Source organism: Streptomyces sp. NPDC086023, assembly GCF_044540325.1.
Classification (GTDB): domain Bacteria; phylum Actinomycetota; class Actinomycetes; order Streptomycetales; family Streptomycetaceae; genus Streptomyces.
The window spans coordinates 39,292-63,671 of the sequence record NZ_JBITRX010000017.1 but is presented as its reverse complement, the minus strand read 5'-3'; the positions used below and the strand labels follow the sequence as shown (position 1 = coordinate 63,671).

General features: G+C 73.9%; 17 protein-coding genes. 13 read left to right on the top strand and 4 right to left on the bottom strand.

Annotated elements, in window-relative coordinates; all coding sequences use genetic code 11:
- Nucleotides 1-120 precede the first annotated feature (120 nt).
- Nucleotides 121-594, top strand: coding sequence for a hypothetical protein (locus ACIF6F_RS28480; RefSeq protein ID WP_399952768.1), 474 nt, complete (start codon nt 121-123; stop codon nt 592-594).
- Between the two features lie 20 nt (nt 595-614).
- Nucleotides 615-2,504 carry a chitinase gene (locus ACIF6F_RS28475; RefSeq protein ID WP_399952765.1) on the top strand — a complete coding sequence of 630 codons (1,890 nt, stop codon included), beginning with the start codon at nt 615-617 and terminating at the stop codon, nt 2,502-2,504.
- Here ACIF6F_RS28475 and ACIF6F_RS28470 read toward each other — a convergent pair.
- Nucleotides 2,473-3,003 carry a phosphatase PAP2 family protein gene (locus tag ACIF6F_RS28470; protein ID WP_399952762.1) on the bottom strand — a complete coding sequence of 177 codons (531 nt, stop codon included), beginning with the start codon at nt 3,001-3,003 and terminating at the stop codon, nt 2,473-2,475. The genes ACIF6F_RS28475 and ACIF6F_RS28470 overlap by 32 nt on opposite strands.
- A gap of 425 nt (nt 3,004-3,428) precedes the next feature.
- Nucleotides 3,429-4,763, bottom strand: a complete 1,335-nt coding sequence (gabT, locus tag ACIF6F_RS28465) for a 4-aminobutyrate--2-oxoglutarate transaminase (RefSeq protein ID WP_399952759.1) — start codon at nt 4,761-4,763, stop codon at nt 3,429-3,431.
- A gap of 221 nt (nt 4,764-4,984) precedes the next feature.
- Here gabT and ACIF6F_RS28460 point away from each other — a divergent pair, with 221 nt between their 5' ends.
- The 11 genes from ACIF6F_RS28460 to ACIF6F_RS28410 all read left to right on the top strand — a co-directional run bounded on the left by ACIF6F_RS28460 (nt 4,985) and on the right by ACIF6F_RS28410 (nt 21,965).
- Nucleotides 4,985-7,348: an ATP/GTP-binding protein gene (locus ACIF6F_RS28460; RefSeq protein ID WP_399952754.1), complete on the top strand. Its 2,364-nt coding sequence runs from the start codon at nt 4,985-4,987 to the stop codon at nt 7,346-7,348.
- Nucleotides 7,349-7,488: 140 nt separating this feature from the next.
- A complete protein-coding gene (locus tag ACIF6F_RS28455) occupies nt 7,489-9,069 on the top strand; it encodes a PucR family transcriptional regulator (RefSeq protein WP_399952751.1) in 1,581 nt (526 codons plus the stop codon).
- A 210-nt stretch (nt 9,070-9,279) separates the two neighbouring features.
- Nucleotides 9,280-10,725, top strand: a complete 1,446-nt coding sequence (locus ACIF6F_RS28450; RefSeq protein WP_399952747.1) for an aldehyde dehydrogenase family protein — start codon at nt 9,280-9,282, stop codon at nt 10,723-10,725.
- A 263-nt stretch (nt 10,726-10,988) separates the two neighbouring features.
- On the top strand, nt 10,989-12,932 hold the full coding sequence (locus tag ACIF6F_RS28445; RefSeq protein WP_399952744.1) for an acyl-CoA dehydrogenase family protein: 1,944 nt from the start codon (nt 10,989-10,991) through the stop codon (nt 12,930-12,932).
- Nucleotides 12,933-13,004: 72 nt separating this feature from the next.
- On the top strand, nt 13,005-14,582 hold the full coding sequence (locus ACIF6F_RS28440; protein ID WP_399952739.1) for a hypothetical protein: 1,578 nt from the start codon (nt 13,005-13,007) through the stop codon (nt 14,580-14,582).
- 21 nt (nt 14,583-14,603) lie between these two features.
- A complete protein-coding gene (gene dxr / locus ACIF6F_RS28435; RefSeq protein ID WP_399952736.1) occupies nt 14,604-15,854 on the top strand; it encodes a 1-deoxy-D-xylulose-5-phosphate reductoisomerase in 1,251 nt (416 codons plus the stop codon).
- Nucleotides 15,851-17,152, top strand: a complete 1,302-nt coding sequence (locus tag ACIF6F_RS28430; RefSeq protein WP_399952733.1) for a M50 family metallopeptidase — start codon at nt 15,851-15,853, stop codon at nt 17,150-17,152. The genes dxr and ACIF6F_RS28430 overlap by 4 nt, the downstream gene beginning before the upstream one ends.
- Nucleotides 17,153-17,330: 178 nt before the next feature.
- On the top strand, nt 17,331-18,488 hold the full coding sequence (ispG, locus tag ACIF6F_RS28425) for a flavodoxin-dependent (E)-4-hydroxy-3-methylbut-2-enyl-diphosphate synthase (protein WP_399952730.1): 1,158 nt from the start codon (nt 17,331-17,333) through the stop codon (nt 18,486-18,488).
- A gap of 168 nt (nt 18,489-18,656) precedes the next feature.
- Nucleotides 18,657-19,499 carry a GNAT family N-acetyltransferase gene (locus ACIF6F_RS28420; RefSeq protein ID WP_399952726.1) on the top strand — a complete coding sequence of 281 codons (843 nt, stop codon included), beginning with the start codon at nt 18,657-18,659 and terminating at the stop codon, nt 19,497-19,499.
- Nucleotides 19,500-19,595: 96 nt separating this feature from the next.
- Entirely contained in the window at nt 19,596-20,186 is a 591-nt protein-coding gene (locus tag ACIF6F_RS28415) for a GNAT family N-acetyltransferase (RefSeq protein ID WP_399952723.1), read from the top strand.
- 81 nt (nt 20,187-20,267) lie between these two features.
- The gene (locus ACIF6F_RS28410; RefSeq protein ID WP_399952720.1) at nt 20,268-21,965 is read left to right on the top strand and encodes a proline--tRNA ligase; all 1,698 of its coding nucleotides are present in this window, start codon (nt 20,268-20,270) and stop codon (nt 21,963-21,965) included.
- A 375-nt stretch (nt 21,966-22,340) separates the two neighbouring features.
- On the opposite strand, the gene ACIF6F_RS28405 is transcribed toward ACIF6F_RS28410, so the two are convergent.
- Nucleotides 22,341-23,429 carry an SPFH domain-containing protein gene (locus ACIF6F_RS28405; protein ID WP_399952717.1) on the bottom strand — a complete coding sequence of 363 codons (1,089 nt, stop codon included), beginning with the start codon at nt 23,427-23,429 and terminating at the stop codon, nt 22,341-22,343.
- 57 nt (nt 23,430-23,486) lie between these two features.
- Nucleotides 23,487-24,380 carry an aminoglycoside phosphotransferase family protein gene (locus ACIF6F_RS28400; protein WP_399952713.1) on the bottom strand — a complete coding sequence of 298 codons (894 nt, stop codon included), beginning with the start codon at nt 24,378-24,380 and terminating at the stop codon, nt 23,487-23,489.

Genomic DNA, 24,380 nt, shown 5'->3' with positions numbered 1-24,380 from the left:
ACCCATGATCGGGACGTGACCCCCTTCACCACGGTCCGACGGCCCAACCCGCGTCATCGCGGGGCCGTACCGCGCTCTCCCCGGGTAAGACGTGCCGTCAACACGGAGGGAGAGCAGCCCATGTCGCGCTCGGAGGCGCCGTCGGCCAAGGCCGCGGTGGAATGGCTGGTTTCGGTGGCGCCGGATCCCGACGCCTGCCGCTGGGAGTGGGAGCGCAGCCCCCTCGGGGTCACGCTCCTCCCCGCGGGCCGGAGCTGGGACGTCCTGATCCTGCCCGGCGACCTCGGGCACCCGACCCTCGGCGTGCTCGCCCGCCTGGTCGCCCGGCCCGGCCCGGTGCTCGCCGACTTCGGCGACTCCCGGCTGGGCTTCTTCGTCCCCGCGGGCACCGCCACGCGCTGGCTGGGCACGGGGGTACGGGGCGCCGGCCGCGGCACCTGGATCGTGGTCCCGTACCCCGGCCGGGCCACCGGCGGGGTGCGCTGGCTGGTGCCGCCGGACGGCTCCGGCGTCCTGACCGACCCGGCCGTCCTGGAACTGGCGATGCACGAGGCCGCGGCCGTGGTGGCGCGCGAGGGGAGCGAGGGGTCTTGACAACCTGATTGGTCTGGACCATGTTGTGCGCGATCCGGCTCCTCCCCGGCACGCGCCGATCCGTTGCGTGCCGAACTCCCCCACGTGCGGAGGCAGTTGTGCTGCGCACCCCCACGCGCTTCCTCTCCGGTCCGGTCGCCGCGGCCCTCGCCGCGGCCGGACTCGCCGCGGCGGTCCCGCCGGCCGCCGCGGCCGATGCCGACCTCGCACGCAACGGCGGCTTCGAGTCCGGCCTCGACGGCTGGACCTGCACCGCCGGCAGCGGAACCACCGTCGGCAGTCCCGTCCACGGCGGCGGCGCCGCCCTCAAGGCCACCCCGGCCGGCCAGGACAACGCGCGCTGCGCACAGACCGTCACCGTTCGGCCGGGCTCCACGTACACCCTCTCGGCCTGGGTCCAGGGTGCGTACGTCTACCTCGGCGCCACCGGCACCGGCACCACCGACCCGTCCACCTGGACCCAGTCCGCCGGCGGCTGGACCAGGCTCTCCACCAGCTTCACCACCGGCGCCGCCACCACCCAGGTCACCGTGTACACCCACGGCTGGTACGGCCAGCCCGCGCACCACGTCGACGACCTCACGCTCGTCGGCCCCGCCCCCGACGGCGGCCAGCAGCAGCCGCCGGCCACCCCCGCAGGGCTCACCGCGGGCGCCGTCACCGCCGACAGCGTCGCCCTGTCCTGGAACGCCGTGGCCGGCGCCACCGGCTACCGCGTCCACCGCGACGGCACCCAGGTGCTCACCACGACCGGCACCACCGCCACCGTCACCGGACTGGCCCCCTCCACCACCTACACCTTCCAGGTCAGCGCCACCAGCAGCGCGGGGGAGTCGGCCAGGAGCGCGGGCGTGCCCGCCACCACGACCGGCGGCGGGGGCAACCCCGGCGGCGGGCTGCCCGCGCACGCCCTGGTCGGCTACCTGCACACGAGCTTCGCCAACGGCTCCGGCTACGTCCGGATGGCCGACGTGCCCGCCTCCTGGGACGTGATCAACCTGGCCTTCGGCGAGCCGACCTCCGTCACCTCCGGCGACATCCGCTTCCGGCTCTGCCCCGCCTCCGAGTGTCCGAACGTCGAGACGGCCGCCGAGTTCAAGGCCGCGATCAGGGCGAAGCAGGCGGCGGGCAAGAAGGTCCTGATCTCCATAGGCGGCCAGAACGGCCAGGTGCAGCTCGCGACCGCCGCCGCCCGCGACGCCTTCGTCTCCTCCGTCTCGAAGATCATCGACGAGTACGGGCTCAACGGACTGGACATCGACTTCGAGGGCCACTCCCTCTCCCTGGCCGCCGGCGACACCGACTTCCGCAGTCCCACCACGCCCGTGATCGTCAACCTGGTCTCGGCCCTGAAGACCCTGAAGGCCCGCTACGGCCCGGACTTCGTGCTCACCATGGCGCCCGAGACCTTCTTCGTGCAGCTCGGCTACCAGTTCTACGGCTCCGGACAGTGGGGCGGCCAGGACCCGCGGGCCGGCGCCTATCTGCCCGTCATCCACGCCCTGCGCGACGACCTCACCCTCCTGCACGTCCAGGACTACAACTCCGGGCCGGTCATGGGCCTCGACAACCAGTACCACTCGATGGGCGGCGCCGACTTCCACATCGCCATGACCGACATGCTGCTCACCGGCTTCCCCGTGGCCGGCAACACCGCCCGGGTCTTCCCGCCGCTGCGGCCGGAGCAGGTGGCGATCGGCCTGCCCGCCACGACGAACGCGGGCAACGGCCACACCCCGCCCGCCGAGGTGAACAAGGCGCTGGACTGCCTCACGAAGAAGACCGGCTGCGGTACGTACGCCACCCACGGGACCTGGCCCGGCCTGCGCGGGCTGATGACCTGGTCGGTCAACTGGGACCGGTTCGGGGGCTGGGAGTTCAGCCGGAACTTCGACGCGTACTTCGGCTGACCGCCCGCGCCACCGGCAGCACCAGCAGGAAGCTCAGGCAGGCACTGGCCAGCACGTCCAGCGGCCAGTGCCAGCCGCGCAGCACCAGCCCCGCGGCCGTGAGGACCACCAGGGCGAGGGCGAGCGGCACCGGCCAGTTCCGGCGCGCGTAGGGGCGTACGAGCAGGGCCGCGGCGGTGTACGCGACCGCGGCGGTGGCCGTGTGGCCCGAGGGGTAGTACCCGGCGGCCCAGGGCTCCAGCGGGCCGGGCCGGGCCGTCCACGCCTTGAGCGGCACGATCACCGCGGGTACCAGGGCCATCGACAGGCCGGCGGTCAGCGCCGGCCCCCAGCGCCGCGAGCGGCGCGCCGCGTACGCCATGGCGAGCACCAGCACGGGCACGGCCACCGGGATGTTGCCGAGGTCGGCCAGCCGCTCGGTGACGGAGTCGGGCACGGCCCGCACGAGGGCACGGCTCAGCCGCTCGTCCGGACCCAGCAGGGGTCCCCGGACCAGCACCTGCCAGGTGATCAGGGAGAAGAGCAGGGCGCAGAGGGCGGCGCAGAACGCCGCCCCTCGCGCTGCCGAGAAGGCCGGCCGCCCCGGAACAGGGGGGATGGTTCCGGGGCGGCCGCCCGGATCGGGTCGCCGCGCGCTCCGGGGGGTTTGGAGCGGGCGGCCGTCCGATCGGTGAGGAGTGCCGGGGCCAGGGGCTCCGGCGGGGTGGGTGAAGACACGACCGTCAGGGAGCTGGGGAAGCTCGGTGCCGGCTTCGTCCGCGGTCTCCCGCGGGCGGGGTGTTTCACTCATCTGCAGAAACCGTACGGCACCGAAAAGGGGACCGACAGCGGGAACGCGGTCCCGCCATCGGCCCCCCACACCTTCTTCACAGTGCCCGACGGGTTACCGGCGGTACTGCGAAAGGGTGTTCAAGACCTGGCCGTTCAGATGGCCGAGAACGCGGCCTCGATGACGTCCAGGCCCTCGTTCAGCAGGTCCTCGCCGATCACCAGCGGCGGCAGGAAGCGCAGCACGTTGCCGTACGTGCCACAGGTGAGGACCAGCACGCCCTCGGCGTGGCAGGCCTTGGCCAGCGCGGCGGCGGCGGCCGCGTTCGGCTCCTTGGTGGCGCGGTCCGTGACCAGTTCGATGGCGATCATGGCGCCGCGGCCGCGGATGTCGCCGATGACCTCGTACTTCTCGGCCATCGCGGAGAGGCGGGTCTTCATGACCTCCTCGATGCGCTTGGCCTTGCCGTTGAGGTCGAGCTCCTTCATGGTCTCGATGGAGCCCAGCGCACCGGCGCAGGCCACCGGGTTGCCGCCGTAGGTGCCGCCCAGGCCGCCCGCGTGCGGGGCGTCCATGATCTCGGCGCGGCCGGTGACGGCGGCCAGCGGCAGACCGCCGGCGATGCCCTTGGCGGTGGTGATCAGGTCCGGGACGATGCCCTCGTCCTCACACGCGAACCACTGGCCGGTGCGGCAGAAGCCGGACTGGATCTCGTCGGCGACGAAGACGATGCCGTTGTCGTTGGCGAACTTCACGATGGCCGGCAGGAAGCCCTTGGCCGGCTCGATGAAGCCGCCCTCGCCGAGGACCGGCTCGATGATGATCGCGGCGACGTTCTCGGCGCCGATCTGCTTGCTGATCTGGTCGATGGCCTGGGCGGCGGCCTCGGGGCCGCAGTTCTCCGGGCCGGTGGGCCAGCGGTAGCCGTAGGCGACCGGAACGCGGTAGACCTCGGGGGCGAACGGACCGAAGCCCTGCTTGTACGGCATGTTCTTCGCCGTCAGCGCCATCGTGAGGTTGGTGCGGCCGTGGTAGCCGTGGTCGAAGACGACGACGGCCTGGCGCTTGGTGTACGCACGGGCGATCTTGACGGCGTTCTCGACGGCCTCGGCGCCGGAGTTGAACAGCGCCGACTTCTTGGCGTGGTCGCCCGGGGTCAGCTCGGCGAGCGCCTCGCAGACCTCCACGTAGCCCTCGTAGGGGGTGACCATGAAGCAGGTGTGGGTGAAGTCGGCCAGCTGCGCGGAGGCGCGGCGCACGACGGCCTCGGCGGAGGCGCCGACGGAGGTCACGGCGATGCCGGAGCCGAAGTCGATCAGGCGGTTGCCGTCGATGTCCTCGATGATGCCGCCGCCCGCACGGGCCGTGAAGACGGGGAGCACCGAGCCCACGCCGCCGGCCACGGTGCCGAGGCGGCGGGCCTGCAGCTCCTGCGACTTGGGGCCGGGGATCGCGGTGACGAGCTTGCGCTCCTGCGGAACAGCGGTCATGGGGGCTCCTGGGGTGTTTCGGACGCAACTGTGTCTTTGTCCGCAGGCTAGGCCCGGCGAGGGGGGCGGGGCATGCTCCGTTCGGGAGTGGTCTCCGCGTGTCCTTGTCCGCTGCGGCCATAGGGAGTGTCTCGTGGATCATGCCGGGACGCAGCTCGTGGGGCGCGCACGGCCACTAGATTGAGCGGCGCAGCACTGTGAGCGGTCAGGGGGCAGGGGTCATGGACACCGAAGGCACGCACGAGGCGGCGGGCGGCGGCGCGTACGGCACCAAGGGGGCCGGCCTCCCCGCGCAGGCCGGCGCCCCGCAGGTCCCCCCGCCACCGGCCCACGCCCCCGCCACCACCCCACCCCTGGCCGACTGGCTCCGCACCCCCCGCCCCCAGGCCGCCCCGGGCACCTGGCGCCCGGGCCACGTCCCGCGTGCGGAGCGCGCCGCGGACGAGGTGCCCGACCGGGCGCTGCTCACCAGCGCCGTGATCTCCTTCCTCGCCTGCGTCCTCGTCTGGTCCCTGCTGCGCAACGGCCTGATCCCGTACTGGACGCTCCCGCTGAAGCTCTTCACCCCCGACAGCTGGTGGTCGGCCTTCGGCGGCGAGCCGGTCGACGGGACCGGGGCGCGCACCGCCCTGTGGTGGTACGAACTGCTGATCGACGCCGCGCTGCTGTACGGGTTCGGCCGGCTCGGCAACTGGCGGGGCGCCTGGCAGCGGCTGGTCGTGGCGCGGGGCGTCTGGGCGCAGGTGGCGGGCGTGGTTGCCGTCATGCTGCTCGCCCTCGCGCTGATCGGGGGCGAGGCCGTACCGGTCCGGCCTCTGGCGTATCTGGCCGTCCCGTACGACTTCTCCTCGCCCGGCGCCCAGCAGCACAACAAGGAGATGACCGAGACCGCCAACGCCGTGATCAACCTGGCGGTGGTGCTCCTGCTGACCTGGGCCGGCGGGCTCTTCGGACTGCTGCGCGGCCGAAACCGCCGCGCGGAGCCGGCCGGGCACGCCGCGCCGCCGGCCGAGCCGGCCGAGGACCCCGTCGAGTGGGGTGAGGTGCGGGGGGCCGGGTTGGGGGAGGTGGCCGATCTGTTGCGCGGGGAGGTCGCGGGCGGGCGGATGAACGACGTCGACTACGCCCGGATCCGGCGCGCCTGGCGGTCCGTGCAGGCCGACCCCTCGCGCCTGCGGGCCTTCGCGCAGGCCGTGCGCGACAAGGGCGCCGGCGCCTGCGTGCACCCCTCCGGCGTGCGGGACCTGCCGGTCCGCGCCGCCCGGCACGACCTCGTCACCGGCCAGGTCCGCATCGGCCGCGCCGACCCCGGCGAGCGCAACCCCTACGCCCGCCGCGGCACCGGCGTCGCCCTCGACACCGGGCTCCTCGGCACCTCGCTCCTCGCCGTCGGCCCCTCCGGCGCGGGCAAGACCGCCCGCCTCGTCCGGCCCGTCGTCGAGTCCCTCGCCCTCCAGGCCCTGGCCGGCCAGGCCGCCGTCGTCGCCGTCGGAGCCGCCGGCACCCGGCTCGGCCCCGACGACGCCTACGACGTCGTGGTCCGCGTCGGCGACCCCGCCTCCCGCTACGACCTCGACCTCTACGGCGGCACCACCGACGCCGACGAGGCCGCCGGCCTGCTCGCCGAGGCCCTCGCGGGAGACGTCCCCGGCACCGACGTACGCCGCGCCGCCACCGCGCTCGCCCAGTTGCTCGGCCCCTTCCGGGCGGCGTACGGGCGCTTCCCCGGCGTCCCGGAGCTGCGCGAGCTGCTCGACGCCGTCCCCGCGGCCGTCGACGCCCTGCGCGCCGAACTCGCCGGGGCGGGACAGCACCCGATGCTCCGCGAACTCGACGCCCGGGCCCGCGCCACCGGCGCCCACGGCGACCCGGCACCCCTGCTCGCCGACCGGGTGGCCCTGCTCGACCGGCCCGCCTTCGCCGGGTTCTTCGACACCACCGGCGCCGGCCGCCCCTTCTCGCTGCGCTCCCTGGAACACCCCCTCCGCGTCCGCATCGACCTCCCCGAGCGCGGCCACGCCGACGCCTCCCGGATGCTGGCCCGGCTGGTCCTGGCCCAGTTCACCGCCGGTGCCGCCGCCCGCTCCGACCGCTCGCTCTTCGCCTGCCTGGTCCTCGACGACGCCGCCCACGCCCTCACCCCGGAGACCGTCCGCGGCATCCAGCGGCTGCGCTCCGCGCACGCCGGCGTGGTCCTCACGCTGCGCACGCTGGACGACGTACCCGAGGCGCTGCGCACCCCGCTGCTCGGCGCGGTCGGCTGCCGGATGGCGTTCTCCGGCGTCACCACCTGGGACGGCGGCCGCTTCGCCGAGGCCTGGGGCACCGAGTGGGTCGAGACCCGGGACGTGACCAGCCGTACCGTCTTCGCCGACCAGCCGCTCACCCGGGCCGTCCACTCCTTCCGGAAGCTGGTGACCGGCAAGGCCGTCACCACCGACGCCGTCACCGTCCGGCAGGTCGAGCGGGCGCGCTGGTCCGCTTCGGACCTCGCGCACTCCGTCCCGCCCGGCCACGCAGTCCTCTCGCTGACCTCGGTACGGGGCGAGCGCGCGGCCCCGCTCCTCGTCGACCTGGAGGGCTGAGGCGAACGGCCGGAGGGCTGGGGCGAACGAGCTGAACCGACCTCTACGAGGTGGCAGAATCGATCTGAGCCGTTCATACGCCACGGCGAAATTCCCCGCCGGCTCCCCCCGCCTCCGCCCCCCGAAAGCGCACGGTCCCCATGCCGCTCACCCTCGCCTCGCTCGTCCAGCACTCGGCGCTCAAACTCAGCGTCCGGGCGGGCGAGGACCGGCTCGACACGCCCGTGCGCTGGGCACACGTCAGCGAGCTCGCCGATCCCGTCCCCTATATGGAGGGCGGCGAGCTGCTGCTGATCACCGCCATGAAGCTGGACGCCGACGACCCGGAGGAGATGCGCCGCTACGTGCGCCGCCTCGCCGCCGCGGGCGTCGTGGGCATCGGCTTCGCCGTCGGCGTCAACTACGACGCGGTGCCCGAGGCCCTCGTCGAGGCCGCCCGCGCAGAGGACCTGCCGCTGCTGGAGGTGCCCCGCCGCACCCCGTTCCTGGCCATCTCCAAGGCGGTGTCCGCCGCCCTCGCCGCCGACCAGTACCGGGCCGTCACCGCCGGTTTCGAGGCCCAGCGCGAACTCACCCGGGCCGCCCTCTCCGCCGACGGCCCGGCAGAGCTCCTCGGCAAGCTCGCCGCGCACGTCCAGGGCTGGGCCGCCCTCTACGACACCTCCGGCGCCGTCGTCGCCGCCGCGCCCGAATGGGCCGCCCGCCGCGCCGCCCGCCTCACCGCCGACGTGGAGCGGCTGCGCGAGCGGCCCGCGCCCGCCAGCGCCGTGGTCGGCGGCACCGAGGACCGGGTCGAGCTCCAGTCCCTCGGCACCGGCCGCCGCGCCCGGGGCGCCCTCGCCGTCGGCACCGGCGCTCCCCTCGGCACCGCCGAGCGGTACGCCGTCCACTCCGCGGTCGCCCTGCTCACCCTCACGACGGAACGCTCCCGCTCCCTGCACGAGGCCGAGTCCCGGCTGGGTGCCGCCGTACTGCGGATGCTGCTCGCAGGGGAGGCAGAACACGCCCGCTCCGTCGCCGGCCCCCTCTACGGCGGGCTCCTCGACTCGCCGTTCCGGCTGTTCATCGCCGAGGCCACCCTCCCCGAGGAGCTGACCGCCCTCGGCGACACGGTGGAGGCCGCCGCGGGCCGCGCGGGCGAGGCGCTGCTCGTCGTACCGGAGCCCGGCCGGCTCGTCGTCCTCGCCGGCGACGGCGGCGCGGCCGTCACCGCCTGCGCCGACCACGCCGAGGCGCTGGAGGCCCGCCGCGGCGGTGCCGAGACCGCCAACGGACCCGTACCGGCCACCGACGACCTCGTCGTCGGCCTGTCCGCGCCGGCCGGCCCCGCCACGGCCGCCGCCGCCTACAAACAGGCCGACCAGGCCCTGGCCGTGGCCCGCCGCCGCGGCCGCGCCCTCGTCGAGCACGAGGACCTGGCCGCCGGCTCCGTCCTGCCGCTGCTCGCCGACGACGCGGTACGGGCCTTCGCCGACGGCACGCTGCGCGCCCTCCGGGAACACGACGCCACCGGCCGCGGCGACCTCGTGGCCTCCCTGCACGCCTGGCTCTCCCGGCACGGCCAGTGGGACGCCGCAGCCGCCGACCTGGGCGTCCACCGGCACACCCTGCGCTACCGGATGCGGCGTGTGGAGGAGATCCTCGGGCGGTCCCTGGACGACCCGGACGTCCGCATGGAGCTGTGGCTGGCCCTCAAGGCCAGCCCGCCCGCCGCCGAGTGATCCCGCCCCGCGCGGCCGTCGGCCGTGCGGGGCGCCCGTACCGGCCCGCCGGCACCCGGCCGGATCGGTGACTTCCGGAAAGGACACTGACAAAGCGGCGCGACACCGCCGCCGCCCACTCCAACCCGGATAAACGACGGAGCGGCCGGTCGGTCCTACGGTGGGAGGGACCAAGGACACCGCACAACTTCCGAAGGGCCGGGATTCGCCATGACTTCCACCCACGCCTTCTGGCTCGCCGGCCGCCAGGCCACCGGCGAGGACAGCTTCGACGTCCACAACCCGTGGGACGGCCGTCTCGTCGGCACCGTCAGCGTGCCGACCGACGCCCAGGTCGAGGAGGCCGTGGCAGCGGCGTACGCCGTGACGGCGGAGTTCTCCGCCACCCCCGCCCACGTCCGCGCCGCGGCCCTGGACCACGTGTCCAAGCGGCTCGTCGAGCGCACCGAGGAGATCGCCCAGCTGATCTCCGCCGAGAACGGCAAGCCCATCAAGTGGGCCCGCGGTGAGGTCGGCCGCGCGGTGTCCGTCTTCCGCTTCGCCGCCGAAGAGGCCCGCCGCTTCAACGGCGGGGAGGCCCAGCGCCTCGACACCGACGCCGGCGGCGTCGGCCGTCTGGCCCTGACCCGCCGCTTCGTCAAGGGCCCGGTCCTCGGCATCGCGCCGTTCAACTTCCCGCTGAACCTGTGCGCCCACAAGGTCGCCCCGGCCATCGCCGTCGGCGCCCCCATCATCCTCAAGCCGGCCCCGGCCACGCCGCTCTCCGGCCTGATCCTCGGCGAGCTGCTCGCCGAGACCGACCTGCCGGCCGGCTCCTGGTCCGTCCTCCCGGTCGCCAACGACAAGATGCCGGCCCTGGTCAAGGACGAGCGCCTGCCCGTCATCTCCTTCACCGGCTCCGACACCGTCGGCTACGCCATCCAGCAGTCGGTACCCCACAAGCACTGCACCCTGGAGCTCGGCGGCAACGCCGCGGCCGTGGTCCTCGCCGACTGGTCCTCCGAGGCCGACCTCGACTGGGCCGCCACCCGCATCGCCACCTTCTCCAACTACCAGGCCGGCCAGTCCTGCATCTCCGTGCAGCGCGTGATCGCCGACGCCTCCGTCTACGACCGCCTGGTCGAGAAGGTCGTCGCCAAGGTCCAGGCCCAGGTCACCGGCGACCCGTCGGACGACGCCACGGACGTCGGCCCGCTCGTCTCCGAGGACGCCGCCAAGCGCGTCGAGGCCTGGGTGGACGAGGCCGTGGCCGCCGGCGCCAAGCTGCTCACCGGCGGCAAGCGCGAGGGCGCGTCGGTCGAGCCGACCGTGCTCGCCGAGGTCCCGGACGGCGTCAAGCTGGCCTGCGAAGAGGTCTTCGGCCCGGTCCTGACCATCCACAAGGCGGAGAACACCGACGAGGCCTTCGCCAAGGTCAACGACTCGAAGTTCGGCCTCCAGACCGGCGTCTTCACCCGCGACATCCAGATCGCCTTCCGCGCCCACCGCGAGCTCGAGGTCGGCGGCGTGATCATCGGCGACGCGCCGTCCTACCGCGCCGACCAGATGCCGTACGGCGGCGTCAAGCAGTCGGGTGTCGGCCGCGAGGGCGTCCGCTACGCCATGGACGACTACACGTACGAGCGGGTCCTGGTCCTCACCGGCCTGGACATCTGATCGCGTACGGCCCATGAGCCGACGGCCGGAGCCTACTGTGCGGGGGCTCCGGCCGTCCCCTTTTCCCCGCCGCCCCGGCCGGCGGCCCCGCCCACCCGTCCGGCCCAGCGGGGGCCGGCCGGAAGCGGCTTACCGCCACCCGGCCCAGCCCGGCTTTTCCCGCGCCGCGCCAAGGGGTACGACTCACAGGTAGCACCGACTGGTAATCGGTACGACCCCTGATCGGTACGTCCCCCGACTCCGGCGGCGAGGTGAGCCCCCTCATGTCCGCAACACAGCCCGCACAGCCCAAGGTGACCGAGCGTGAAGCCCGGCAGGTCGCAGAAGCGGCCCGGGAGCAGGACTGGCGCAAACCCAGCTTCGCCAAGGAACTCTTCCTCGGCAGGTTCCGGCTCGACCTGATCCACCCGCACCCGCTGCCCGCCGACGAGGACGTCCGGCGCGGCGAAGCCTTCCTCGCCCGGCTGCGCGAGTTCTGCGAGACCGAGATCGACGGCCCCCGCATCGAGCGCGAGGCCCGGATCCCCGACGAGACCGTCCGCGGCCTCAAGCAGCTCGGCGCCCTCGGCATGAAGATCGACCCCAAGTACGGCGGCCTCGGCCTCACCCAGGTCTACTACAACAAGGCCCTCGCCCTGGTCGGCTCCGTCAGCCCCGCCATCGGCGCGCTGCTCTCCGCCCACCAGTCCATCGGCGTGCCCCAGCCGCTGAAGATCTTCGGCACGCAGCAGCAGAAGGACACCTACCTGCCGCGCTGCGCCACCACCGACATCAGCGCCTTCCTGCTCACCGAGCCCGACGTCGGCTCCGACCCGGCGCGGCTGGCCACCACCGCCACCCCGGACGGCGACGACGCGTACGTGCTCGACGGCGTCAAGCTCTGGACCACCAACGGCGTCGTGGCCGACCTGCTCGTCGTCATGGCCCGCGTGCCGCGTTCCGACGGCCACAAGGGCGGCATCACCGCCTTCGTCGTCGAGGCGGACTCGCCCGGCGTCACCGTCGAACACCGCAACGCCTTCATGGGGCTGCGCGGCCTGGAGAACGGCGTCACCCGCTTCCACCGGGTCCGCGTCCCCGCCGACCAGCGCATCGGGCCCGAGGGCGCCGGCCTCAAGATCGCCCTCACCACCCTCAACACCGGCCGCCTCTCGCTGCCCGCGATGTGCGTCGGTGCCGGGAAGTGGTGCCTGAAGATCGCCCGGGAGTGGGCGGGCGTGCGCGAGCAGTGGGGCCGCCCGGTCGCGAAGCACGAGGCCGTGGGCGCCAAGATCTCCTTCATCGCGGCCACCACCTTCGCCCTGGAGGCCGTGGTCGACCTGTCCTCCCAGATGGCCGACGAGGACCGCAACGACATCCGCATCGAGGCCGCACTCGCCAAGCTCTACGGCAGCGAGATGGCCTGCCTGATGGCCGACGAACTGGTCCAGATCCGCGGCGGCCGCGGCTTCGAGACCGCGGAGTCCCTCGCCGCCCGCGGCGAGCGCGCGGTCCCGGCCGAACAGCTCCTGCGCGACCTGCGGATCAACCGCATCTTCGAGGGCTCCACGGAGATCATGCACCTGCTGATCGCCCGCGAGGCCGTCGACGCCCACCTGTCCGTCGCCGGCGACCTCATCGACCCCGAGAAGGCACTCGGCGACAAGGCCAGGGCGGGCGCCAGGGCCGCCGGCTTCTACGCCCGCTGGCTGCCGAAGCTGGCCACCGGCCCCGGGCACGTCCCCGGCAGCTACCGCGAGTTCCACCCGCGCGGCCACGCCGACCTCTCCGCGCACCTGCGGTACGTCGAACGCGGCGCCCGCAGGCTGGCCCGCTCCACCTTCTACGCCATGTCCCGCTGGCAGGGGAAGATGGAGACCAAGCAGGGCTTCCTGGGCCGGATCGTCGACATCGGCGCCGAACTCTTCGCCATGAGCGCGGCCTGCGTGCGGGCCGAGCACCTGCGGGCCTCCGGCGACCACGGGCGCGAGGCGTACCAGCTCGCGGACGCGTTCTGCCGGCAGTCCCGGCTGCGGGTGGAGGAACTGTTCGGGCGGCTCTGGGCCAACACCGACGACCTGGACCGCAAGGTGGTCGCCGGGGTGCTCTCGGGCACCTACACCTGGCTGGAGGAGGGCGTCCTCGACCCCTCGGGCGACGGTCCCTGGATCGCCGACGCCGCCCCCGGCCCCTCCGCGCACAAGAACGTGCACCGCCCCATCCGCTGACGCGGACCGACCTGCGAGGATTCGCCCGAGCGCCGCACGGCGCGGCAGAGCGGCGAACGGAGCGGGACGGACATGACGGCCGACCTGGAGAGCAGACGGCTGGCCCGGTGCGTGGCGCTCCTGCTGCGCCACGCACCGGACCCGGTGGTGACCGGACTCCTGGACCGCCTGGACCCGGCCGCCCGGAAGTACCTGTGCCGGGACGAACCCCTGGCCCCCTCGGCCGTCACCCTGCTGCTGCGGCACGGCACCGCCGAGGACCGCCGCTTGGTCGCCGCCAACCCGTACGTCCTCGGCCGCCCCCTCCCGGGCCTCCCAGGCGCCCGCCGCTACGCCTCCCGCCGCGCCCCCTCACCGGAACTCCGCCGCACCGTCGCGGCGGAACTCGCCGAAGCCGCGCAGGCCGAGCCGGACGGCCGGCCCGGGCCGCACCGGCCCGGCCCCGGAGCCCCGGCCGGCACCGCGTCGGAGGCCCCGATCCCGGCCGCCGGCCCGGAACCCGCTCCCGGCGACGCCGAGGCCCGGCCCGAAGCGCCCGGGCTCACCACAGCCCGGCTGGTGGGGCTGCTGCGGCGGCACGGCGCCCGGCGGCCGCGGGTGCCGCTGGACCTGCTGGCGCTGGCCGGCGGGGTGCCGGAGGCGGAGCCGCTGCTGCGGGAGCACGCCCGCCGGCCGCTGCCGCCCGGCTCCGTGGAGGCCCTGCTGCTCACCGGCGGACTGCCCCGCGAGGCCTGCGCCGCGCTGCTCGACACGCGTACGGCGGCCTCGTACGGCAGGGAGTGGCACCGGCCCGCCGTACGCGCCGTCCGGATGGGCCTGCTGACCTGCGACGAGCTCGTCGCGTACGTCGCCCCCGCCCACCGCACCCTGCTCCTCGGCGACCTGCGCGTCCGCTCGGGGCTCCGGTGGTCCCTGCCCGAGCAGGCCGCGTACCGCTCCGCACTGCACCGCGCCCTCGGCCCCGCCCTGGGCGAGGACCCCCGCCTCTGGGCCGAACTCCTCCGCCACGCCCCCGCCTTCCCCGGCACCCTCCCGGAGCTGGTCGCCGCCGTGGCCGCCGGCACCGTGCCGGAGCCGGCCGGCGGCCTGCCACCCGGTACCCCGCCCGAGCGGCGCCGGGGGCCGGACGGGGAGGGGAGCGGCCCCGCAGGACCGAGAGGGACCGCCCCCTTGGCCGAGGCGCTCGGCGAAGCCGTCACCGCCCTCGCCGCGCACCCGCCGGCGGCACCGGGCGGCCCGGAGCGCGAGCTCGCCCTCGCGGCGCTGGGCGTGCCCAACGCCATGGGCGACATCGCCGAGGACATCCGCTGGGTACGGGCCTGCCTGGCCCGCTCCCTGCTCACCGGCACGGACGTGATCCGGCACAAGGCCCCCGCCGCCTGGGCCCTCGACGAGGACCACTGGCTCGGCGAGGTCGACCTCACCCGAACCCTCCTGGACGAGGACCGGTGGACGGACGTGTCCGCGCGGGCCCGCGCCCGGGCCCTCCTCGCCGCCCGGGCCGAGGCGGACCGGCTGCTCGGCGGGGCCCTCCGCGCCGACGCCGGCGCCTGGTGGCGCACCGCCCTCGCGCTGCCCGGCTTCCCCGGCACCCTGCCCGAACTCGTTGCAGGCGTCGTACAGGGGGACTCCGTGCCCGGGCGCGGCTGAGTTGCGGCAACAATGGGGGGCATGAGCGACAGCCCAGCCCCCCTCGCCGACCCGCACCTCCTCTTCGACCCCGCGGTCGGCCGCCGGGACATCGTCGTCCTCGGCTCCACCGGGTCCATCGGCACGCAGGCCATCGACCTGGTCCTGCGCAACCCCGACCGGTTCCGCGTCACCGCCCTCTCGGCGGCCGGCGGCCGCGTCGGTCTGCTCGCCGAGCAGGCCCGGCAGCTGCGGGTGCACACCGTGGCGGTGGCCCGCGAGGACGTCGTACCGGCCCTCAAGGAGGCGCTGAGCGCCCAGTACGGCAGCGAGCCGCAGCCGGAGATCCTGGCCGGGCCGGACGCCGCCACCCAGATCGCCGCCTCCGAGTGCCACACGGTCCTCAACGGCATCACCGGCTCCATCGGCCTCGCGCCGACCCTCGCCGCGCTGGAGGCGGGCCGCACCCTCGCCCTGGCCAACAAGGAGTCGCTGATCGTCGGCGGCCCGCTGGTGAAGGCCCTCGCGAAGCCCGGCCAGATCATCCCGGTCGACTCCGAGCACGCCGCGCTGTTCCAGGCCCTGGCCGCCGGCACCCGCGCCGACGTCCGCAAGCTGGTCGTGACCGCCTCCGGCGGCCCCTTCCGCGGCCGCACCCGGGCCGAACTGGCCGAGGTCACCGTCGAGGACGCGCTGGCCCACCCCACCTGGGCCATGGGACCGGTGATCACGGTCAACAGCGCCACCCTGGTCAACAAGGGCCTGGAGGTGATCGAGGCCCACCTGCTCTACGACATCCCCTTCGAGCGCATCGAGGTCGTGGTCCACCCGCAGTCCTACGTTCACTCGATGGTGGAGTTCACCGACGGCTCCACGCTCGCCCAGGCCACCCCGCCGGACATGCGCGGCCCCATCGCGATCGGTCTCGGCTGGCCCGAGCGGGTCCCGGACGCGTCCCGCTCCTTCGACTGGACCAAGGCCTCCACCTGGGAGTTCTTCCCCCTCGACACCGAGGCCTTCCCCTCGGTGGGGCTGGCCCGGCACGTGGGCGGGCTGGGCGGAACGGCGCCCGCCGTGTTCAATGCGGCGAACGAGGAGTGCGTCGACGCGTTCCTGGCCGGTCGGCTGCCGTTCACGGCAATCATGGATACGGTCACCGCTGTGGTCGAGGACCACGGAACACCGCGGACGGGAACTTCGCTCACCGTCGGCGACGTCCTCGAGGCGGAGGCCTGGGCCCGCGCCCGGGCCAGGGAGATGGCGGCCAAGGCCGCAGTGGAGGCGCGCGCATGATCCTTCTGATGACGGTGCTCGGGATACTCGTCTTCGTCTTCGGGCTGCTGGTCTCGATCGCGTGGCACGAGCTGGGACACCTCTCCACGGCCAAGCTGTTCGGCATCCGGGTGCCGCAGTACATGGTCGGCTTCGGCCCGACCATCTGGTCGCGCAAGAAGGGGGAGACCGAGTACGGCATCAAAGCCATCCCCGCCGGCGGCTACATCCGCATGATCGGCATGTTCCCGCCGGGCGAGGACGGCCGGATCACGGCCCGCTCCACCTCGCCCTGGCGCACGATGATCGAGGACGCCCGGTCCGCCGCGTACGAGGAGCTGGAGCCGGGCGACGAGAAGCGGCTGTTCTACACGCGCAAGCCGTGGAAGCGCGTCATCGTCATGTTCGCCGGGCCCTTCATGAACCTGGTCCTGGCACTCGCGGTGTTCTTCGGCGTCTGGATGACCTTCGGCGTCAACATGCAGACCACCGCCGTCCGCTCGGTCAGCCACTGCGTCATCCAGGCGAGCGAGAAGCGCGACACCTGCAAGCCGGGCGACCAGATCACCCCGGCCGAGGCCGCCGGCCTCAGGCCCGGCGACCGCATCGTCGCCTTCAACGGCCGGAAGACGGACGACTGGTCCACCCTCCAGCAGCGGATCCGCGACACCGTCGGCCCCGCCACCGTCACCGTGCAGCGCGACGGCCGCGAGGTCGTCCTCAAGGCGAACCTGATCGAGAACAAGGTCGCCAAGTCGGACGGCCGCGGCGGCTACGTGCCCGACCAGTACATCGTCGCCGGCTTCCTCGGCTTCACGCCCAAGACCGAGAAGGTCCAGCTGACCTTCGGCCAGTCCGTGGACCACATGGGCGAGATGGTCGAGGCCGGTGTGCAGGGCCTGATCAAGCTGCCCTCGAAGATCCCCGCCCTGTGGGACGCCGCCTTCGGCGACGGCCCGCGCGAGCAGGACTCCCCGATGGGCATCGTGGGCGCCGCCCGGATCAGCGGCGAGATCGCCAACCTGGACATCCCCGCCACCGACCGGATGGTGTTCTTCCTCCAGCTCATCGGGTTCTTCAACCTGTCGCTGTTCCTGTTCAACATGCTGCCGCTGCTGCCGCTGGACGGCGGGCACATCGCGGGCGCCCTCTGGGAGTCCGTGCGCCGCAGCTTCGCCCGGCTCTTCAAGCGGCCCGACCCGGGCCCGTTCGACGTCGCGAAGCTGATGCCCTTCGCCTACGTCGTGGCCGGCGTCTTCGTCTGCTTCACGCTGCTGGTGCTCGTGGCCGACGTGGTGAACCCGGTCAAGATCTCCTGACGGAGACCGCGGTCGAGCGGATGTACGAGGCGGGCCGGGCACACTGTGTGCCCGGCCCCCTACGTTCGGGTGGCGCGCTCCTCCTCGTGCGCGTCGCGCGCGCCGTGTGGCGTAATCTCGGAGGCCTGGAGCCCGCCGATATCGGGACCTTGATCCACACCTTGGGGTTGCACAGCAGATGACTGCCATCTCTCTCGGAATGCCGTCCGTGCCGACGAAGCTCGCCGACCGACGGGTCAGCCGCAAGATCCAGGTCGGCTCCGTCGCCGTCGGCGGCGACGCACCCGTCTCGGTGCAGTCGATGACCACCACGCGGACCTCCGACATCGGCGCCACGCTCCAGCAGATCGCCGAGCTGACCGCCTCCGGCTGCCAGATCGTCCGCGTGGCCTGCCCCACCCAGGACGACGCCGACGCGCTCGCGACCATCGCGAAGAAGTCGCAGATCCCGGTGATCGCCGACATCCACTTCCAGCCCAAGTACGTGTTCGCGGCCATCGACGCCGGCTGCGCCGCCGTCCGCGTGAACCCGGGCAACATCAAGCAGTTCGACGACAAGGTCAAGGAGATCGCCCGGGCGGCGAAGGACGCGGGCACTCCCATCCGCATCGGCGTCAACGCCGGCTCCCTCGACGCCCGCCTCCTGAAGAAGTACGGCAAGGCCACCCCCGAGGCGCTCGTCGAGTCGGCGCTGTGGGAGGCCTCCCTCTTCGAGGAGCACGACTTCCGCGACATCAAGATCTCGGTCAAGCACAACGACCCGGTCGTCATGGTCGAGGCCTACCGCCAGCTCGCCGCCCAGTGCGACTACCCGCTGCACCTCGGCGTGACCGAGGCCGGCCCCGCCTTCCAGGGCACCATCAAGTCGGCCGTCGCCTTCGGCGCGCTCCTCTCCCAGGGCATCGGCGACACCATCCGCGTCTCCCTCTCCGCGCCGCCGGCCGAGGAGATCAAGGTCGGCATCCAGATCCTGGAGTCGCTCAACCTCCGCCAGCGCCGCCTGGAGATCGTCTCCTGCCCGTCCTGCGGCCGCGCCCAGGTCGACGTCTACAAGCTGGCCGAGGAGGTCACCGCGGGCCTCACCGGCATGGAGGTGCCCCTCCGCGTCGCCGTCATGGGCTGCGTCGTCAACGGCCCGGGCGAGGCCCGCGAGGCCGACCTCGGCGTCGCCTCCGGCAACGGCAAGGGCCAGATCTTCGTCAAGGGCGAGGTCATCAAGACCGTCCCCGAGTCGAAGATCGTCGAGACCCTGATCGAGGAGGCGATGAAGATCGCCGAGCAGATGGAGAAGGACGGCGTGATGAGCGGCGAGCCCACCGTCGCCATCGGCGTCTGACGCCCACCGGACCGCCCCGGCCCCGTTCCCGCAGCTCGCGGGGGCGGGGCCGGCCGCGTTCCACGGCGCTCGCGGGCCCGTTCCACGGCCCCCGCGGGGCGCGTCCGGGTGCCCCGACGGGTTACAGTGCGGAGATCAGCAGACTTGCACGGTGAGGCCCCCACAGTGTTGACGCAGACCACCACCAGGGTGCTCGAGCCCAGCGACCTCGAAGCCGCGCTCGAGGTACTCGACCGCGATCCGGTCGCCAACGCCTTCGTCACCTCCCGGGTCCAGGTCGCCGGACTCGACCCCTGGCGCCTCGGCGGGGAGATGTGGGGCTACTACGAGGGCGGCGAGCTGCGCTCCCTCTGCTATGCGGGCGCCAACCTCGTCCCGGTCTGCGCCACCCCCGAGGCCGTACGCGCCTTCGCCGACCGGGCCCGCAGGACCGGCCGCCGCTGCTCCTCCATCGTGGGCCCCGCCGAGCCCACGGCGGCCCTGTGGCGGCTGCTGGAGCCCCACTGGGGGCCCGCCCGCGACGTGCGCGGTCACCAGCCCCTGATGGTCACCGAGCAGCCTTCGGCCGAGGTCGGCCCCGACCCGCTGGTCCGCCGCATCCGCAAGAACGAGATGGACCTGATCATGCCGGCGTGCGTGGCCATGTTCACGGAGGAGGTCGGCGTCTCCCCGATGGCCGGCGACGGCGGGCTGCTCTACCAGGCGCGGGTGGCCGAACTCGTGGGCTCCGGGCGGTCCTTCGCCCGGGTCGAGGACGGCCGGGTGGTCTTCAAGGCCGAGATCGGCGCCGCCACCGCCCGGGCGTGCCAGGTCCAAGGGGTCTGGGTCGCCCCCGAGTTCCGCGGCCGGGGCCACTCCGAGACCGGCATGGCCGCCGTGGTCGAGTTCGCGCTGCGGGACGTCGCGCCGGTGGTCAGCCTGTACGTCAACGACTTCAACACCGCCGCCAGGGCCGCGTACCGGCGGGTGGGCTTCCGTGAGGTCGGCGCCTTCATGAGCGTGCTGTTCTGATGCGCGAGGGTGCCGTTCCGGCCCTCCGTCCGGGTGACGGTGGCCGGTCCCCGGGGACCCGGTGACGGCTCCGTGACCGCCGAGTAGGGTTCCCGCATGCTGCATACGCCCGGGGCCGACCCCCGCCTCCCCGCCGGTGTCGTGATCCGCCCGCTGGACCTGGCCGAGCGCGTGGACGAGGCGCTGGAGGTCCAGGCCGTCGCCTTCGGGCTGAGCGACGAAGAGGTGGGCATCCGGCGCCACATCGTGCAGCGGCACATGAAGCTGCCCGGCGCGCGGGCGCTGGGCGCCTTCACCGAGGACGACGGGCGGCTGGTCGGCTTCGTGTACGGGATGCCCAACGACCGTACGCACTGGTGGTCCACCGTCGTCGAGCCGTACCTGCGGGCCGGGGGAGCGGAGGGCTGGCTCGACGGCTCCTTCGTCATCACCGAACTGCACGTCCACCCGGGCTTCCAGGGCCGGGGCGTGGGCCGCGAGCTGATCACCCGGATCACCGACACCGCCGAGGAGACCCGCTCGATCCTCTCGGCCATCGACATCGAGTCCCCCGCGCGGGGCCTCTACCGCTCGCTGGGGTACCACGACCTCGCGCGGCGGGTGTACTTCCCGAGCGCGGCCCAGCCGTACGCCGTGATGGGCGCTCCGCTGCCGCTGCCCAGGCGCGTGCACCTGCGCAGCGTGTAGCCGGTAAACCGGTACGGCGTCCCCGGCCCGCTCGGCTAGCCTCCTGCGCAACACCACCCCTTTCGTGAGCAGGAGCGCGTGATGTCCCAGCCCGTCCAGCGGTTGTCCCGGCTGATGGTGAAGACCCTCCGGGAGGACCCGGCGGACGCGGAGACGCTCAGCCACCGGCTGCTGGTCCGCGCGGGCTACGTGCGGCGCACCTCGGCCGGCGTCTGGAGCTGGCTGCCGCTCGGCAAGAAGGTGCTGGACAACGTCACGCGCGTCGTCCGCGAGGAGATGGACGCCGCCGGGGCGCAGGAGGTGCTGCTGCCCGCGCTGCTGCCCCGGGAGCCGTACGACGTGAGCGGGCGCTGGGACGAGTACGGCGACCTGCTCTTCCGGCTGAAGGACCGCAAGGGCGCGGAGTATCTGCTCGGGCCCACGCACGAGGAGATCTTCACCCAGGTGGTGAAGGACCAGTGCACGTCCTACAAGGACCTGCCGGTGACGCTCTATCAGATCCAGACGAAGTGCCGGGACGAGGCCAGGCCGCGCTCGGGGGTGCTGCGCGGGCGCGAGTTCCAGATGAAGGACGCGTACTCCTTCGACACGACGGACGAGGGCCTGGCGGCCTCGTACGCGGTCCAGCGCGAGGCGTACCGGCGGATCTTCACCCGGCTCGGGCTGGACTTCCGGATCGTCTCGGCGGTGTCCGGCGCGATGGGCGGCTCGGCCTCCGAGGAGTTCCTCGCCCCGGCGGCGGCGGGCGAGGACACCTTCGCGGACTGCCCGTCCTGCGGGTACGCGGCCAACACCGAGGCGGTTACCTTCCCGCTCGCACCGGCGCCCGCCGAGGCGGCGGGGCCGGTGGAGGAGCTGGCCACCCCGGACACCCCGACCATCGAGAGCCTCGCCGCGCACCTGGGCGTGCCGGCCTCGGCCACCCTGAAGAACCTGCTGGTCAAGGTGGACGGGGAGATCGTGGCCGTCGGCGTGCCCGGGGACCGGGAGGTCGACCTCGGCAAGCTCGGCGAGCACCTGGCGCCCGCGGTCGTGGAGCTCGTGACGGAGGCGGACTTCGCGGACCGGCCCGACCTGGTACGCGGCTACGTCGGCCCGCAGGGCCTGGAGAAGGTGCGCTACCTCGCCGACCCGCGGATCGCGCCGGGCACGTCGTGGGTGACGGGCGCGAACCGCGCCGACACCCACGCGCGGAACGTGGTGTGCGGCCGGGACTTCGAGGTGGACCGGTACCTGGACGTGGTCGTGGTCCGCGACGGCGACCCGTGTCCGGCCTGCGGGGCGGGGCTGCGGCTCGACCGGGCCATCGAGGTGGGCCACATCTTCCAGCTGGGCCGCAAGTACGCCGACGCCTTCGGCCTGGACGTGCTGGGCCGGGAGGGCAAGCCGGTCCGGGTGACCATGGGCTCGTACGGCATCGGGGTGTCGCGCGTGGTCGCGGCCCTGGCGGAGCAGACCGCGGACGAGCGGGGCCTGTGCTGGCCGGCCGAGGTCGCCCCGGCGGACGTCCACGTGGTGGCCGCGGGCAAGGCGGTGCAGCAGGCGCTGGCCGAGGAGGCGGCGACGGCGCTGGCGGCGCGGGGCCTGCGGGTCCTGCTGGACGACCGGCCGGGGCTGTCGCCGGGCGTGAAGCTGACCGATGCCGAGCTGATCGGGGTGCCCTGCGTGGTCGTCGCGGGGCGACGGGCCGCGGAGGGTGTCGTGGAGCTCCAGGACCGCCGTGCGGGCACCCGCGCGGAGCTCCCGCTGTCGGAAGCGGTGCCGCGCGTCGCGGGCTGACCCCTCCCGTACGGTCCGCCCTGCGGGCCTGCCGTGCCGGTCCCGTGCCGGGTGCGGGTCGTTGCCGGGTGCGGGTGGTTGCCCTGCGGGGCTGGTCCCTCCCCCAGCTACCGCTGGGAGGTGCCCCCAACCCGCCCTTTCTCCGTTTCCCCGGGCTCCGCCCCGGACCCTTCGGGGGCTCCGCCCCCGCACCCTCCCCCAGCTACCGCTGGGGGTACCCCCAGCTCCTCAAACGCCGGAGGGGCTGGAACGTGCCGGCGGAGCTGGGTTCGCGCAGTGAAATCCAGCCTCGCCGGCGTTTGAGGCGCGGGGTCCGGGGCGGAGCCCCGGTTTCGGGAAAGGGGCGGGGTGGGGAAACGGCTCCGCGCAGCGGCACTACGGCAACGGCTCCTCCGCCGGGTCCGCCCGAGACCGGCCCGCCGCAGGCGCCGCCCCGGCCGCCGGCCACGTCCCGGACTCCGGTACCACGTCCGGCAGTTCCGGCACCGCCGAGGCCCCGACCACGGTGTCCGGCGCTGCCTCGACCGCGGCGCGCTCCGCGTCCGGCAGAGGCGCAGCATCCAGGGCGTCGGGCTCGGTGCCCGAGGGGGCCGGCTCCGGCTGGGGCGCAGACTCCGACGCTTCCGGCTTCACGCCCGGCGCAGCGGCCGGCGAACGCTCCGCGGCCCGCGCACCGCCCTCCCGGTCGTGCGGCACCGGCTGGGCCTCGGCCGCCCGTTCCAGGAAGCGGAGCAGTTCCACCGGGAAGGGGAGGACCAGCGTCGAGTTCTTCTCCGCCGCCACCGCGACCACCGTCTGCAGCAGCCGGAGCTGCAACGCCGCCGGCTGGTCGGCCATCACCCCGGCCGCCTCCGCCAGCTTCCGCGAGGCCTGGAGCTCCGCGTCCGCGTTGATGACCCGGGCCCGCCGCTCGCGGTCCGCCTCCGCCTGCCGGGCCATCGACCGCTTCATCGTCTCCGGCAGCGAGACGTCCTTGATCTCCACGCGGTCGATCTGCACGCCCCAGCCCACCGCCGGGCTGTCGATCATCAGCTCCAGGCCCTGGTTCAGCTTCTCCCGGTTGGACAGCAGGTCGTCGAGGTCGGACTTGCCGATGATCGACCGCAGCGAGGTCTGCGCCATCTGCGAGACCGCGAACCGGTAGTCCTCCACCTCGATGATCGCGTTCGCCGGGTCGATCACCCGGAAGTACACGACCGCGTCCACCCGCACCGTGACGTTGTCCCGGGTGATGCCCTCCTGGGCCGGTACCGGCAGTGTCACGATCTGCATGTTGACCTTCCGCAGGCGGTCGACCACGGGCACGATCATCGTGAACCCGGGCGGCCGCACACCCGCGCGGAGCCGGCCGAGCCGGAACACCAGGCCCCGCTCGTACTGCTTCACGATGCGCGCCGCCGTGGCCACGTAGACCGTGACGCCCACGGCCGCCGCCACACCCGCTGCCAGCAGTTCTTCGACCATGACGGCCCCTTGCCAGACTTGTCCGCTCAATCACGGTATGCCCAGCTTTGGCGCCACCTAGAGCCAGGAGCCGAACTCCAGCAGCATCTCGGCGTCCCGCCGGCGCCCCGCGGCCAGCGCCCGGGTGCCGGACTCCACCGCGCGGAAGAGGGTCCAGCCCCGCAGCCGGTCCCGGTCCACCTCCAGCGAGTCGGCCAGCCGGTTCACCCGCCGCTTGGCGCCCGCCGCGCCCGTGCTCGCCGCCAGCTGGTCCTCCAGCCGGTCCCTGACCAGCCGCGCCAGGTCGTACGCCCGCTCGCCGACCAGCGGTTCGGGTCCGACCGTCAGCCACGGCGCCCGGTCGCCCGCCAGCACCTTCCCCTGCCGGAACGCTCCGTGCAGCAGCAGCTCCTCCGGCGGGAGGACCGTCAGCTCGTCGCGGACCGCCAGCGCCTGCCGGACCAGCGGCTGCGCCTCGTCCGGGGCCTTGGACATGGGCTCGGCCTGCCGTGCCGTGCGCTCGGCCACCGTCTCGAAGGAGTGCCCCGGAGGCGGCGCCACCCACAGCCGGCGGATCGTCCCGCAGGCCTCCAGCAGCGCCTTCGCCTCCGGCAGGGAGCGGAGCGACACCTCCGGCTGGAGCCGTTCCAGCAGCAGGGCGTCGTCGTCGTGCCGGGTGTCGAGGACCCGTACGGCGCCGAACCCGCCCCAGTGCGCCAGTGCCGCCAGCTCGTCCCCGGGGGTCGCGGACGGCGGGGCCAGCTTCAGCGTGGCCGGCGTGCCGTCGGAGTACCGGACGAGGACGACCAGGCTGCTCCGGCCGCCCGGGGCCTGCACGCGCTGCGCGGTCAGCCCCCGGCGGTCGAGCGCCTCGCGGGCCAGCGCGGGGAGCTCCCGGAGCCACTGCGCCGGTGCGTCTTCGGACCTCTCGCCGAGCGCCCGGACAAGCCGCTCGGGCGGTTCGAAAGCCAT

Coding starts and splice junctions, on each gene's coding strand:
- ACIF6F_RS28460 (WP_399952754.1), top strand. CDS start 4,985: ATGGACACCGAAGGCACGCACGAGGCGGCGGGCGGCGGCGCGTACGGC.
- ACIF6F_RS28400 (WP_399952713.1), bottom strand. CDS start 24,380: ATGGCTTTCGAACCGCCCGAGCGGCTTGTCCGGGCGCTCGGCGAGAGG.
- ACIF6F_RS28440 (WP_399952739.1), top strand. CDS start 13,005: ATGACGGCCGACCTGGAGAGCAGACGGCTGGCCCGGTGCGTGGCGCTC.
- ACIF6F_RS28455 (WP_399952751.1), top strand. CDS start 7,489: ATGCCGCTCACCCTCGCCTCGCTCGTCCAGCACTCGGCGCTCAAACTC.
- ACIF6F_RS28415 (WP_399952723.1), top strand. CDS start 19,596: ATGCTGCATACGCCCGGGGCCGACCCCCGCCTCCCCGCCGGTGTCGTG.
- ispG (WP_399952730.1), top strand. CDS start 17,331: ATGACTGCCATCTCTCTCGGAATGCCGTCCGTGCCGACGAAGCTCGCC.
- ACIF6F_RS28405 (WP_399952717.1), bottom strand. CDS start 23,429: ATGGTCGAAGAACTGCTGGCAGCGGGTGTGGCGGCGGCCGTGGGCGTC.
- ACIF6F_RS28475 (WP_399952765.1), top strand. CDS start 615: ATGTTGTGCGCGATCCGGCTCCTCCCCGGCACGCGCCGATCCGTTGCG.
- ACIF6F_RS28480 (WP_399952768.1), top strand. CDS start 121: ATGTCGCGCTCGGAGGCGCCGTCGGCCAAGGCCGCGGTGGAATGGCTG.
- ACIF6F_RS28430 (WP_399952733.1), top strand. CDS start 15,851: ATGATCCTTCTGATGACGGTGCTCGGGATACTCGTCTTCGTCTTCGGG.
- gabT (WP_399952759.1), bottom strand. CDS start 4,763: ATGACCGCTGTTCCGCAGGAGCGCAAGCTCGTCACCGCGATCCCCGGC.
- ACIF6F_RS28445 (WP_399952744.1), top strand. CDS start 10,989: ATGTCCGCAACACAGCCCGCACAGCCCAAGGTGACCGAGCGTGAAGCC.
- ACIF6F_RS28450 (WP_399952747.1), top strand. CDS start 9,280: ATGACTTCCACCCACGCCTTCTGGCTCGCCGGCCGCCAGGCCACCGGC.
- dxr (WP_399952736.1), top strand. CDS start 14,604: ATGAGCGACAGCCCAGCCCCCCTCGCCGACCCGCACCTCCTCTTCGAC.
- ACIF6F_RS28410 (WP_399952720.1), top strand. CDS start 20,268: ATGTCCCAGCCCGTCCAGCGGTTGTCCCGGCTGATGGTGAAGACCCTC.